Annotated in this window: 10 protein-coding genes and 5 pseudogenes; 7 read left to right on the top strand and 8 right to left on the bottom strand. The window is 51.0% G+C overall.

Annotated elements, in window-relative coordinates:
- Positions 1–22: 22 nt before the first annotated feature.
- The 3 genes from lolD to HRU73_RS11825 all read right to left on the bottom strand — a co-directional run bounded on the left by lolD (position 23) and on the right by HRU73_RS11825 (position 3,030).
- Positions 23–697 carry a lipoprotein-releasing ABC transporter ATP-binding protein LolD gene (lolD, locus tag HRU73_RS11835; protein ID WP_011111661.1) on the bottom strand — a complete coding sequence of 225 codons (675 nt, stop codon included), beginning with the start codon at positions 695–697 and terminating at the stop codon, positions 23–25.
- Positions 690–1,937, bottom strand: a complete 1,248-nt coding sequence (locus HRU73_RS11830; protein ID WP_287398813.1) for a lipoprotein-releasing ABC transporter permease subunit — start codon at positions 1,935–1,937, stop codon at positions 690–692. Before HRU73_RS11830 ends, lolD begins: the two co-directional genes overlap by 8 nt.
- 133 nt (positions 1,938–2,070) lie before the next feature.
- A complete protein-coding gene (locus HRU73_RS11825) occupies positions 2,071–3,030 on the bottom strand; it encodes a PEP-CTERM sorting domain-containing protein (protein ID WP_287398812.1) in 960 nt (319 codons plus the stop codon).
- A 586-nt stretch (positions 3,031–3,616) separates the two neighbouring features.
- On the opposite strand from HRU73_RS11825, the gene yut reads away from it, so the two are divergent.
- Positions 3,617–4,588, top strand: a complete 972-nt coding sequence (gene yut, locus HRU73_RS11820; RefSeq protein ID WP_011111664.1) for an urea transporter — start codon at positions 3,617–3,619, stop codon at positions 4,586–4,588.
- A 47-nt stretch (positions 4,589–4,635) separates the two neighbouring features.
- Here yut and HRU73_RS11815 read toward each other — a convergent pair.
- Both HRU73_RS11815 and HRU73_RS11810 read right to left on the bottom strand, forming a co-directional pair.
- Positions 4,636–5,410, bottom strand: a pseudogene (locus HRU73_RS11815) (IS5 family transposase).
- Positions 5,411–5,461: 51 nt separating this feature from the next.
- Positions 5,462–6,210, bottom strand: a pseudogene (locus tag HRU73_RS11810) (IS5 family transposase).
- 81 nt (positions 6,211–6,291) lie between these two features.
- Here HRU73_RS11810 and HRU73_RS11800 point away from each other — a divergent pair.
- Together HRU73_RS11800 and HRU73_RS11795 are read left to right on the top strand one after the other, a co-directional pair.
- A pseudogene (locus tag HRU73_RS11800) lies at positions 6,292–7,445 on the top strand (transposase); the annotation flags it as partial.
- Between the two features lie 258 nt (positions 7,446–7,703).
- On the top strand, positions 7,704–8,006 hold the full coding sequence (locus HRU73_RS11795; RefSeq protein ID WP_281871762.1) for a hypothetical protein: 303 nt from the start codon (positions 7,704–7,706) through the stop codon (positions 8,004–8,006).
- Between the two features lie 101 nt (positions 8,007–8,107).
- Here HRU73_RS11795 and HRU73_RS11790 read toward each other — a convergent pair.
- From HRU73_RS11790 to HRU73_RS11780, 3 genes and pseudogenes are all read right to left on the bottom strand, one after another.
- A pseudogene (locus tag HRU73_RS11790) lies at positions 8,108–9,413 on the bottom strand (IS701 family transposase).
- A pseudogene (locus HRU73_RS11785) lies at positions 9,410–10,374 on the bottom strand (IS481-like element ISNe2 family transposase). The pseudogenes HRU73_RS11790 and HRU73_RS11785 overlap by 4 nt, the downstream one beginning before the upstream one ends.
- A 71-nt stretch (positions 10,375–10,445) precedes the next feature.
- Positions 10,446–11,242 (bottom strand): IS5 family transposase gene (locus tag HRU73_RS11780; RefSeq protein ID WP_287398808.1). Its coding sequence is split into 2 segments (ribosomal slippage): positions 10,446–10,813 and positions 10,813–11,242, totalling 798 coding nucleotides; the frame shifts between segments, so codons are not numbered across the junction.
- 55 nt (positions 11,243–11,297) lie between these two features.
- Between HRU73_RS11780 and HRU73_RS11775 the strand changes: the two genes are divergently transcribed.
- The 4 genes from HRU73_RS11775 to HRU73_RS11760 all read left to right on the top strand — a co-directional run bounded on the left by HRU73_RS11775 (position 11,298) and on the right by HRU73_RS11760 (position 13,183).
- Positions 11,298–11,612: a hypothetical protein gene (locus tag HRU73_RS11775; protein ID WP_287398807.1), complete on the top strand. Its 315-nt coding sequence runs from the start codon at positions 11,298–11,300 to the stop codon at positions 11,610–11,612.
- 202 nt (positions 11,613–11,814) lie between these two features.
- Positions 11,815–12,174: an IS630 transposase-related protein gene (locus tag HRU73_RS11770; protein ID WP_281871569.1), complete on the top strand. Its 360-nt coding sequence runs from the start codon at positions 11,815–11,817 to the stop codon at positions 12,172–12,174.
- Positions 12,107–12,649: an IS630 family transposase gene (locus tag HRU73_RS11765; RefSeq protein ID WP_353765125.1), complete on the top strand. Its 543-nt coding sequence runs from the start codon at positions 12,107–12,109 to the stop codon at positions 12,647–12,649. The genes HRU73_RS11770 and HRU73_RS11765 overlap by 68 nt, the downstream gene beginning before the upstream one ends.
- Positions 12,650–12,754: 105 nt before the next feature.
- A complete protein-coding gene (locus HRU73_RS11760) occupies positions 12,755–13,183 on the top strand; it encodes a pyrimidine dimer DNA glycosylase/endonuclease V (protein ID WP_287398806.1) in 429 nt (142 codons plus the stop codon).
- Positions 13,184–13,203: the final 20 nt, after the last annotated feature.

Raw genomic sequence — 13,203 nt, 5'->3', positions numbered from 1 at the left:
ATGATCAAAGGGGATGTGACACCTACTGAAGCATACCATCCACCAAATGTAATACCCGATCTGCACGGCTGGCCAGTTGAGTATCGTGGGTAACGATTACCAGCCCCGCATTGGCCTCGTGATTGAGTTCCAGCATGAGATCGAATACCGCTTCGGCAGTATGCCGGTCGAGATTACCGGTCGGCTCGTCGGCTAGTACACAGGCTGGCCGGGTCACCAGTGCGCGCGCAACCGCAGCCCGCTGACGTTCACCTCCGGATAATTCACCGGGAGTATGCGTAAGCCGGTGCCCCAGGCCCACCCGTTGCAGCATGGCAGCTGCCTGTTCCATTGCGGCTTTTTTATTCATACGGCGAATGAACAGCGGCATAGCAACATTTTCCTGGGCACTGAATTCAGGCAACAAATGATGAAACTGGTAGACGAAACCCAATGCATGATTGCGCAATGAGCCACGCTCCGCTTCACTAATGGTGGACAACTCCCTGTCCAGCAGCGTAACTTCCCCGCGCGTCGGCTTATCCAGTCCCCCCAGCACATGCAGCAATGTACTCTTGCCCGAACCGGAAGCACCGACAATCGCGACCATTTCACCTTCATTCACTTGCAGATCGATACCGTGCAGCACCGGAACTTCGAGATTACCCTGGAAATAACTCTTATACAGATCCCGACAGGCAATGATGATTTTACTCATAGCGTAATGCCTCGGCCGGATTGACTTTCGACGCACGGTAGCTGGGATAGAGTGTGGCCAGCAATGTCAGAATCAGAGACACGACCGCAACCGTCACAATATCGGCCAATTGCGGATCGGAAGGAATCTTGCTGATGTAGTAAACCTCCTGCGACAAAAACTGGGTACTGAGCAGATGCTCGATGAATGCAATGACATCACCGACGTTATAGGCCAGCAGCACACCGCCCAGCAACCCCAGCAGCGTCCCCAGTATGCCGATCAATGCCCCCTGTATGATAAAAATTTTCATGATGCTGCCGGAACTTGCCCCCAGCGTGCGCAAAATCGCGATATCCGACTGTTTATCGGTCACTGCCATCACCAGTGTGGAAACGATGTTGAATGCTGCAACCGCGATGATCAATGCAAGAATCAGCGAAAGCATGCGTTTCTCGATCTGGATAGCCCGAAAATAATTAGCGTGCTGCTGTGTCCAGTCGGTGAAATACAGGTCAGCAGGCAATACCCTGGCCAGATCCTGGATCACCTGCGGTGCTTCGAACATATCGTGCAATTTGAGCCGGATGCCGGAAACCTGATTGGGCGCCATGCGGTAAAGTTTTTGTGCATCTGCCAGATGGATCAACGCCAGCCCGGAGTCGTATTCAAAGTGCCCGACATCGAAAATACCCGTGACCGTAAATTGCTTCAGACGGGGCAGTATTCCGGCCGGTGTAATCTGTCCCTGCGGGGAAATCAACACGATTTTGTTGCCTGGAAATGCATTCAGATTGCGTGCTAGTTCCTGGCCGATGACGATACCGAATTCTCCCGGTGCGAGTCGATCCAGACTCCCCTCCACCATTTTTCCAGCAAAATCAGCTACTCTGTTTTCATCTGCCGGCAAAATACCCCGCACCATTACCCCGCGCACCATATTGTCGTGTGAAAGCATCCCCTGGGCATCGATGTAAGGAGCAGCTGCCGCAATCTGCGGATTCTGGATGGCCGCTTCCCTGATCTGCTCCCAATCGTACAGACTCCCCTGATAACTGCTGATCTGTGCATGTGAAGCCACACCGAGAATGCGTGCACGCACTTCCTTGTGGAAACCGTTCATGACCGACATGACCGTAATCAGCGCCGTCATGCCCAACGTCATCCCCAGCAACGAAATCAGCGAAATAAAGGAAATAAAATGATTGCGACGCTTGGCGCGCGTGTAACGCAACCCGATCAGGAACTCATAGCTGGCCACGAAAAAACATCTCCCCGGAATAGAGCAAAGGATGGAGTATGCCACATCTTCCGGACTGGTTTATGCCATTGACCGGAGCAGATATGCCTGATACATATCTGCCGTTATCTGGGTTCTGGTACGTTGCTGATAATCAGCTGCGACTGCCCCGACGTCGTGACCATAGCAGCATCACACTGCCTAACCCGATCAGCAGACTGCTGACGGGCTCGGGAATAGCTCTGGCTCCAGGATCTCCAGATGCTCCTGCTCCTTCTCCTGCTTCTTCATAATCCCGGCCACCGACTTCTTCAGCGGGAATCGGCGGCTGGAAGGGATCATTCAGTTCTTTACCGGGAGGAGCATCAAAATATTCCGGCGGAATTCCCTTATCGGGTGGATTGCCTGCAGGACCGGCCGCCTTATCATTATCAGGATCATCTCCATCGGGCTTACCGCCGCGATCTGGATCACTTTTATCTTCGTCAGCACGGGTCTCTTCCCGATCCGGGTTTGCACCAGTATTCATGCCAGGAGAATTGTCAGCAGGGTCTTTATCAGTATTGTCATCTTTACCTCTCGCGCCATTACCGCCCCCACCACCTCCTCCACCAAGACCGCCTATACTATTACCCCTTGCACCGTTTCCATTTCCATCCGCATACGAACGACCGGTATTTCCTGGAGTTGAACCTGCCGGACGGTTAACAGTACCGCTGCCCGAGCCGGTATGAATAGGATTATTGCCGTTGCGACCATGACTGCCTGTAATCTTTTCACTGTCTCCAGCGCTATGGGTAGCATTACCGTAACCACCCTCGCCGGATTGATCTTCATATTCGTAGACGGAATCTTCACTGGTAAAAAGGATGCTATCGCCATCGACAGAAAAATCACCAATGCCGCCATGGATGCCGGCAATTTTTACACTGTCTTCAACACTCGACATATTCCTGCCGTGACCACCAGTGATGACGCTGCCCGCAGAACCAGCGCGGGTATGAACCCGGCCGTCATCGACAACTCGATTCTCCATGAACATTTTCTGTCCGAGGACCAGTGCGGCAGTCAGAAACATTCCTGCATACACTATTCTGGTTGTCGTTTTCTTCATGTCAGAGCTTCCGTAAAAATATAATGAGCGAAGATAAACACGAATGGAGCATTTTCGTGTCAATGTCGTGCCTGGATTTACCTTTGCTGCCATCTCGGCAATATGGAAAAGCCATTAACTCCCCATTAGTTAAGCAACTCTTATGCCACTACCTATATCCATATGATTTGTAACGAATAACAATCAGACGATATCTATCAATACAGGCATTCTGTAAAAGAAGCTGACAATGATTCAGGCAGATTCAAATTGCTGATTTGAAACAATTGGCGCCGATATATGCGTTATGTGATAAGCGTGACTGAAACAAGCCGCCGCAAGATTAGTTTCCTCAATCAATGTTTGCAGCTCGGCTAAACACATCTGAATGTCAGATATTTAATTGCGGCATGATCTGGGTATTTTCGGTAGATAGTCCCAAACCAATTTCTGAAGAACCCAGAGTACAAACAGGCGAAACCAGATGAATCAGCCTGAATACAGGTTTATAGATAGTGTAAAAAAATCAGAAATCCAGAAATCTGGAAGGTAACTTCATTGATAATGCAAAATTTATCCGAATAGATAATTTTATAAAATCTCAACGGTGGTTATCATAGACTGGTCTTTATCTGTCGACAGGACAATACCCAAACCGCTTCGTATTATTCTGAGAGGAGTGGGGCAGGTATTCTTTTGCTGTAATGCAGTAACCGGCCTGATTTTTTTAATGGCCCTGTATATTGGAGGAGTGACTGCCGGGCTGGCTGCAACTGCAGGTGTCTTCAGCAGTACGATTGCTGCTCATTTGCTCGGATTTCCGGAAAAGGATATTGATGCGGGGCTGTATGGTTTCAACGGAACGCTGGTAGGCCCCTGCCTGTTTCTGTTCCTGGAAAACTCCCCTCAGCTCTGGTTATATGTCGTACTTGCCTCGATATTGTCAACTATCGTACTGGCAGCATTGATGAGAATCCTGCAACCCTGCGACATTCCTGCCTCAACTGCGCCATTCATCCTGACCTGCTGGATGTTCATGGCAGCAGTGTATGCTTTTGACAGCTTTTCACGGGGACCACTTTTGCCGACAGCTGGTATTCCGGTAGAAGCTGCGAATATTTCCATGATACCGGTAGAAATAGGGTATATGGCTGCTGCCAAAGGAATCAGTGAAGTCATGTTTGCGGACAGTGTTGTCGTGGGCATCCTGTTTCTGGCCGGTATCGCCATCCATTCGTTGCGGGGCGCAGCTATGGCATTGGCTGGTGCTATTGTCGGTATCGTGATACCCGTTCTTCTGGGCATGGACAAAAGTCTTATTGAAATGGGACTATATGCGTTCAATCCTGTACTGGCTATGATGGCAGTAGGGTGGGCGTTTCTCAAACCTTCCGGCAGAAGTATGGGACTGGCTTTTCTGGCAGGTATTTTTACGGTCATATGTCAGGCCGGCCTGACTGGTTTTCTGACACCACTCGGCCTGCCTGTACTTACTTTTCCTTTCGTACTGGTAATGTGGGTATTTCTGCTCGCTGCAAGCAGATCAAAATATTGGGAATATCTCAATCAGGGAAAGTGAGGAGTTACACTTCAGAAATAATCCGGCTGAGCCTGTAACTCCCTTTACTAGGACCTGTTAACACTAATTAGGTGATCTACAATCAGAGCGAAATGGATGAAGAATCGGAAAACTGAATCCAACTTGTCAAAGCGAGAGAAGATTCTTCTGAATCTCTTCAGGCGACGAAACAGCCGTTCCACCTCATTACGCTTTTTGTACATTTCAACGTTGTACTCCCAGGGCGACACACGATTTGCTTTTGGCGGCACCACTGGAATCATCCCCAGATCAAGTACCAACTGTCGGGTTTCATCCCCTTCGTACGCTTTATCCATGATCACGTGAGTGTCAGAGAATCCCTTATTCTCCAGGGTTTTCAGCAATTTTCGCCCTTCTGGCGCATCACCGGCCTGGCCGGGGGATAACGAAAACACTACCGCGGTTCTGGCATCTGCCGCGACCAGATGAATTTTGGTAGTCCAGCCCCTCGTGATTGACCGATAGCTTGAACACCGTTTTTTTTAGTGCACCAGTACCATCAGGATGGACTTTGACTATCGTACTATCCAGCGACATGTGATCCACTTCCAGCTGTATCAGCTTGTTTTGCTGGAGTGCGAGGAAAACCCGATCCAGGACGCCATTCTTGGCCCAACGGTTGGCGCGCGTGTAAATGCTGTGCCAATTGCCGAATTTCACAGGCAGACCACGCCACTTACAGCCGTGCTCTGCAACATACAAAATCGCGTTGAGCACTTCCAAATTCGAGAGTGTGACGTTACCCCGTTGTATCGGCAGTAGATTTTCAATAAGCTTGAATTGCAATGCAGATATTTCCATTCGGTAATTTTAATACAAATAGTGTTAACAGGCCCTAGGTCGAATCGACATTTAAAGCCATAAAGTTGCTGCAGCCAGATGTATGAAGGCGGAGAAGTAAATAACTTTACGGTCATATCTGGTTGAAAGTCTGCGCCAATGCTTGAGTTTGTTGAATGTGCGCTCAATGATATTTCTACATTTATAGATTTCGCGATCATACGTTCTTCGTATTTTGCGGTTTGATCGTGGTGGAATGACAGGCACGGCCTTCATGGAGGCAATGGCGTCGAGAATATTATCGCTGTCGTAGCCTTTATCCGCCAGAACATGCGAAGGCCTGAACCCGCTGATCAGATCAAGAGCTTGCGTGCAATCGTTGCACTGTCCACCCGTCAGTATAAAACGTAAGGGTCGGCCAGAGGCATCGACGCACATATGGATTTTGGTACTCAGACCGCCTCGGGAACGCCCCAAAGCCTCACGCCGCGCCCCCCTTTTCCGCAGGCGGCCTGCTGATGAGCGCGCACGATCGTGCTGTCGATCATAATATATTGATTGTCCGGGTCTTCGGTCAAAACATCGAATATCTTTTCCCAAATACCGGCCTGTGCCCACCGCGTAAAGCGTTTGTGAGCAGTTTTCCATTTGCCATACCGCTCCGGCAGGTCATGCCAGTGCGCACCAGAGCGTAAAACCCATAAAACACCATTTATAAACAATAGATTATCCGCGCCATGTCGGCCACGATCCCCAATTTTACCCGGTATAAACGGCTCTATTCGACGCCATTGCTCCCTGTTCAATTCATAGCGTTTCATACATTCCTCACTGAAAATGTTAAACCTCTTTCAGTAAAGCAAAAATTATAGATGTTGGAAATCCGTAAATGTCGATTTGCCTTAGTGGTGTGCGACCGGCAAGGGTTGATTGGCCGGGAATTGTTTGCGATAGATGGTGTGAAGTTACCTTCCAACGCCAGTAAGGCCAAGAGTGGCACACGTGCAGACTACCAGCGCCAGGCTGAAAAGATGGAAAAGGCCGCGAAGCAGATGCTGGCACGTCACCGGGAGACAGATATGACCCCTGTGGATGAGCGTCAGGCCCAACGAGAAGCCTGCATGCTGGAACGATTCAAAAGGAAGCGAAACAACTCAAAGACTGGCTGGCGGCTAACCCGGAAGATCGCAAGGGGCCAAAGGGGGGTGTACGCCAATCCAACCTCACTGACAATGAATCGGCCAAAATGGCTACGGGCAAGGGTGTCATCCAGGGATACACAGGCGTAGCGGCGGTGGATGAGAAACACCAGATCATTCTGGATGCGCAGGCTCATGGCACCGGTTCAGAACAAGAATTGCTTGTTCCAGTGACCCAGGCCATCAAGCCACAAATGAGCAATCAAACTATTGTTACTGCCGACGCTGGCTATCATTCTGAAAACGGCCTCAAGATGCTGGCAGCAGAGGGCATCGACACCTACATTCCCGATAACGGCTACCGCAAGCGTGACGAACGCTACCATGGGCAAGAGGCACATAAGACCAAGCCCGATCCACTCTGGGATAAGCGTGGACAACCTTCGATCTCGAAACGGTTTGGTCCAGGTGACTTCCAGCTCGCCGAGGATGGCTCGCACTGTCTCTGCCCGGCTGGCAAACGACTCTATTCGAACGGTTCGAACTGCACCTTCAACGGCTATGCAGCGATGAAGTTTCGAGGTGCCGAGCGGGATTGCCTGCCTTGCACCCTCCGGACTCAGTGTTTACGTACACCGGAGAAAACCAAGACCCGGCAGGTTGCATTTTTCCAAGGCAAACGCGACGGCTATGAAACCCATACTGACCGGATGAAGCGGAAGATCGACTCTGATCAGGGCCGACAGATGATCACCCGCCGCTTCGCGACGGTCGAACCAGTATTCGGTAACCTCCGCAATAACAAACGCCTTGATCGATTTACCCTGCGGGGTCGGAACAAAGTAGACGGACAATGGAAACTATACTGTCTTGTTCACAACATTGAGAAGCTTGCCCATTATGGGGTGGGCCAATGAAAACAGTGGATCAAAGACAAACACGCTGTGCAAATACCTGCGCGCATCAGGCCAAGTATAAACAATACGTTGGCACTATGAATATAGTTCTGAAAAACCCAATTTCCTGCTTGTCAAAGTATTTCAAAAATTTAAAGCTTGGATAACGCCTGAAAAACGAGTTTTTCTACATCCTCGTTAGGTGTTCAGAGAGTGTCAGTCGTTCCTCCAGAATGGGTTACGAACGAGGCGTCTTGGCGGAAGACCCGAAGGAAAGTCGTGGCTCGTGCGCGCGATCTCGTCGAGGGCCGAATAGGGGTAATTGTTTGCGCCCGTGAGATGAGCAAACTGGCCTTCTGGCTTCGAGAACAGAACGATCCGAGTTTTGCCACTTTTCGGGGAATCGATTCTGAGTCAGATACGCTTCCTGCCGGGCCGGAGCGGCAGTACTGGTCTGAATCTGCTCTGCGCGAAGAGGATGAAAAGATACGTGTTGCTGAAGATCTCTGGCGTACAGTGGCAATGGAAGCAGCCCGGGCACTTATGGAAAAATATCGAGCCAGTGCAGATGAACACACCTAACAAGCGAATCAAGTTCGCAAGCACTGCTTGCCCGACTCACAATGTGCTATGCACCTTGTTCGTGGCTCATTCGCGGCATTAGTATTACAGCCGTATATATTTTATTCGGGAGGAGAGAACCCTCTGCGTTGGTAGTGAGCTTGTCGGGCTCTGTGTTGATGTTTTCTACGCCACACGGACCAGTGCAGCACATGTTCGATAGCCTGGCTGGTGTGCCACAGCAGATGCGATAACAGCTTACGCAACTCGAGCACGCTCAGGGCAATCAGGCCGGGTGTGTGTTTTTTTCTCCCGCACCCGCAGGGCCACCAGCACCGCATGGGCCAGTAGCGCCAGTGTGATGTGGCGATACCAGCCCTGCCAGCGGCGCACCTCGTAATGATCAAGTCCGCACTCGCCTTTGGTGGCCTCAAAGCCGATCTCAATCTCCCAACGTCTGCCAGCGATCTGCACCAAACGCTTGAGCTGAGCCTGCGAGCGCCTGGCATGCACCACATAATAGGCCAACTCCTGATGCTCATCCAGGCTGCGCCGCACCAGCAGATAGTGTCCGAAGCGACGTTCCTTCTGTGTCAATTGCAGTCGCCACAGCGGTACCAGCGCCCAGTCGTACAGACGTTCACCTTTGGCTCCAGCGCCTGCCGACAGATGACGCCATGCACGTGCTGGTAGCGCTTGTGCAATCTCCTCGGCTTTCACGTGCTGTGGCCCCTGCCACCACAGCGGTTCACTCCTGGCTACAGCCAGTACGAAGGCCTGCTCGCGTGACTCCAGCCATACCCGCAGATGCCGGTCTCTACCGTAAACCTCATCGCCTGTGATCCACCCACAGGGCACGCCCACATCCAGCGCTCGCTCGATCATCTTGCGTGCCAGCTGGGGTTTGGTCGCAAATTCCACCTCCTGTGCAATGCCTGCAGCCTCGCAGCGTGAACGATCATCCGTCCACTGGCGCGGAATATAAAGTTCACGGTCGATGAAAGCACTGCCACCGGCGCCGGCATAGCACAAAAACACGCCGATCTGGCTGTTCTCGATACGCCCAGCCGTACCGCTGTACTGGCGCTGCACACCAACCGAGTGGGTTCCTTTCTTGACAAAACCTGTCTCATCAACGATCAGCACGCCGTCTGGATCACCCACCTGCTCGACAACGTAATCGCGCAGCACGTCACGCGCCGCATCAGCATCCCACTGTGCGCGTTCCAGCAAATGTTGCACCCCATCGGGTGTTGTCTCGCCCATCCATTCGGCCAGTTGCCAGCCGTTCTTGCGCTCTACCGTGCTCAACAGGCCCTTCAGGTACGCAAGACTGCGTTGGCGTGGCTCGCTGCGCTTGAATAAACTCCCAAGCCGCTCGTGCACTACCTCCAGCTCCTTCGCCCAATCATGTAGTTGTGACATCATACCCAAACCCACCTCATGTTTAGTCCCACTTTGTGATGGTATGGATTGATGATAAAACGTTCAGGTTCGTTTTGCCAGCATTTGATGATGTATTCGTAAGGTGTGAGTCCTCGTAAGGTTTTGAGTCGCCTGGCGAAGTTGTAGGCATTCAGGAAGCTGTAAAGATGCTCTCGCAACTGTTGATGATTTTCATAATGATAGCGTTTGACGGTTGCTTCCTTGAGGGTGCGGTTCATGCGTTCGACTTGACCATTGGTCCAGGGGTGATTTGGCTGGGTCAGGCGATGTTCCGTACCATTTTCCAGGCAGACACGGTCGAAGATATGCAAGAAAGCATGCCTGTCTGTTTTGCGGTGGGTGAACTGGATGCCGTTGTCTGTGAGGATAGTATGGATTTTATAGGGTACGGCGGCGATGAGATTGCGCAGGAACTGCGCTGCTTCCATCTTGCCGTACTTGGGCAGTAATTCAGCATAAGCGAACTTGCTGGTTCGGTCGATGGCGACGAATAGATACAGTTTGCCTTCTTCTGTCCGTACTTCGGCAATGTCGATATGGAAATAGCCGATGGGATATTGGGCGAACTTTTTCTGGCAGGTTTCTCGCCTTCCACCTCCGGTAAGCGGCTGATGTTGTGGCGCTGGAACAGGCGATGCAGTGATGATCGGGTCAGGGTGGGAATGCTGCTTTGCAAGGCGTAAAGGCAGTCATCCAACGGCAGCAGCGTGTGTTTGCGAAAGGCTACACAAGCGGCTTCCTGTTCTAGTGTCAGAACCGTGGAACGCGGTTCTTTCGGACCCATCCTGGCATCATGCGTAAAGTTGCGTTTCTTCCATTTCGCCACCGTCTTGGGGTTGATGGCGTAGCGCTCTGCCAGTGTGATCAGGCTCTCTTGACTATGTTGTATCGCTCGACGCACCGCCGCTGTCGTGCGGGCGCTCCCGTGTAATATCTGTCCCATAATTCCTCCTGTGTCGGTAGCAAATCATACAATACACCATCACAAAGTGGGACTAAACAATTAGAACCTGTTTACGATCTTTTGAGCAGTAATGCCAGGAAGGCCAGATGAATGAACTGTAAGCTGGTGTTGAGCTTACGCTCGCAGTTTTTCCATAATCTTCTGCTCTTCTCCAGCCAGGCGAAACTACGCTCGACGATCCAGCGTTTGGGCATAACTTTGAAGGTATGCAGTTCACTGCGCCTGGCAATCTGCACCGTGACAGCTTCGCCCAGAATTTCTCGCACGCCTTCAGCGAATGGTTCTCCAGTATAGCCACTATCGCACAGCAAACTTTGTACTTGCCCCAAGCCCAGCCTGCAGCGCTCCAGAGCTTGCAATGCACCTTTACGGTCAGTCACTTCCGCCGTCGTCACCGCAATAGCATGCGGCAAACCACGGTATCGACAGCGATATGGCGCTTGATACCCGATACCTTCTTGCCAGCGTCATAACCTTTCTGGTCGGCCGTGTCTGTGTTTTTCACGCTCTGCGCGTCCATGATCAAGAGCGCGCTGCAAACGTTGCGCCCTGTTTCTCTCGGACCGCGCCAACCTGATTTTTTGAGTGCCCGCTCCAATACGCTCACGCCGTACTGGTCGGGCTCACTCCACTTGCTCCAATAAGCATATACACTCTGCCACTTGGGAAACTCTCCGGGTAGGAATCTCCATTGGCAACCAGTGCGCAGCAGGTACAGCACCGCGCAGAACACCTCGTACAGATCCACCTTCGTGGGCTTGGTCCTGCGTCGTACGCTGCGCAATAGCAGCTCTATCTCGGCAAACTTCTCTCTACTGATATCGCTGGCATACTCGATTCTTTTCATCCATGCATTATCAGGGATAACAAAAAGATCGTAAACAGGTTCTTAGACATTACGAATGGAACGCGACACAATCTCCGAGATTGGCATTGATGGCGAAGGTCGGCTTTACGTTGCGCCTGAAACAAAGGCATTTCCGTACATCTATCGTGAAGCTATGGAAATTCATTGGGATGAAACAGGTCATTATCTTTTCGCGCCGCCCCCGCCGCGCGCGCAACTAGCAACGCCTGTTTGGTGGTTCCAAAGAATACTTTCTGCCGCGAAAGAGCAAAGCTGTGAATTATGCTTTTCGTCAAATACAAAATGGAACAATGTTCCAGCCGAACTACAAAGTAAAATTGTTACTTTTCTGGAGAGTGCAAATGTCTAACCCCGCGCTCAAGTTCGCGCCCTTTGGGCGCTGGGACGCACCTTCGGCGCACCCCTTAGCTTTACGTTATGCCTAAATATTCACACGCCATCTACTACGACACACACGGGGATCAACAGAAAGTCTTGTACACCGGCCTTCTTCCGAGAAAAGTAGTAGAGCACATATAGCGAAGCTCAGATAGATTGATTATAATTTACAGATGACTTATCCCATTTCATTTCGCCGCAAAGTTTTATCAGTTCGAGAGAAGGAAGGACTCACCATTGTGCAAACGGCAGCCCGTTTTTGTGTAGGAATTGCCAGCGTGACACGCTGGATAAAAAATCCTGTTCCTCAGGAGACCCGTAACAAACCGGCAACGAAGATCGACATGGCTGCGCTGGCTCGTGATGTACGGGAATTTCCAGACGCCTATCAGGCCGAACGGGCTCGTCGACTGGGTGTGAGCGAAAAAGGTATCGGCCACGCACTAAGGCGTATGAACATCAGCTATAAAAAAAACACTGCAGCATCCCAAAGCGGACGAAGACGAACGGCGCATCTTCCAGGAGACGATTAAAGCGTATCAAGCTCAAAACCGTGTCATCGTCTATATTGATGAAAGTGGTTTTGCTCACGATATGCCACGAACACACGGGTACGCGCCCATTGGCAAGCGATGTCATGGAGTGTGTGATTGGCACGCAAGAGGCCGTGTCAATGTCATCGGCGCATTAATCGATAAATGTCTGCTGACGGTGGGATTGTTCGAAAGCAATATCGATGCAGATACTTTTTTCGGCTGGACGATACACGATCTGTTGCCAAAACTCCCGCCAGCGTCAGTCGTGGTCATGGATAACGCGACCTTTCACAAGAGGCTGGATATTCAAAATGCAATCACACAAGCCGGACATACGCTTGAATATCTGCCAGTGTATTCACCTGACCTTAATCCTATTGAGCACAAATGGGCTCAAACCAAAGCAATCAGAAAACAACAAAACAAAACCGTCGAGCAACTCTTTAAAATCGAATCATTTTATGTGACGTAGGCTATACAGCAAGTCCATGCGAAGCGCACGGAGATATAACCCTGCAGTCGAGCGAATCTGCACGAAAAGCCGCGCAGGCCGATTAGCTTCACGTTAAACACCGATATGCGTCTTTGGTCACTTCACCCCAAATATCTCGATCCTCAAGGTCTTGTCGCCTTGTGGCGTGAATCACTGCTTGCAAAAGCAGTTCTTCGCGGAGAAACCCGTGGTTACACAAATCATCCGCAACTGGAACGATTCAAAGCGCACCCTCAGCCCCACTTCGCAATCAATTTCTATCTCGCAGCAATTCATGCAGAAGCCACGGAGCGCGGCTATACTTTTGATTCATCCAAAATCGGGCCGGTTTGCTCAGTGCAACTCATATTAGTCAATAGCGGACAACTTTCACATGAATGGAACCACTTGCAGCACAAACTGGCTACTCGCAGCCCAATCGTGCATGCCCGTTGGAGTAATCTTGCCTTACCGATCTGCCATCCATTGTTCCATCCGCAGCCAGGGCCTGTCGCTTCATGGGAGCGAGTGTAGGGTGGCGCCTAACTTTCGGC

The organism is Nitrosomonas sp. H1_AOB3 (genome assembly GCF_015709435.1).
Classification (GTDB): domain Bacteria; phylum Pseudomonadota; class Gammaproteobacteria; order Burkholderiales; family Nitrosomonadaceae; genus Nitrosomonas; species Nitrosomonas europaea.
This window is presented reverse-complemented; position numbering and strand designations above follow the sequence as displayed.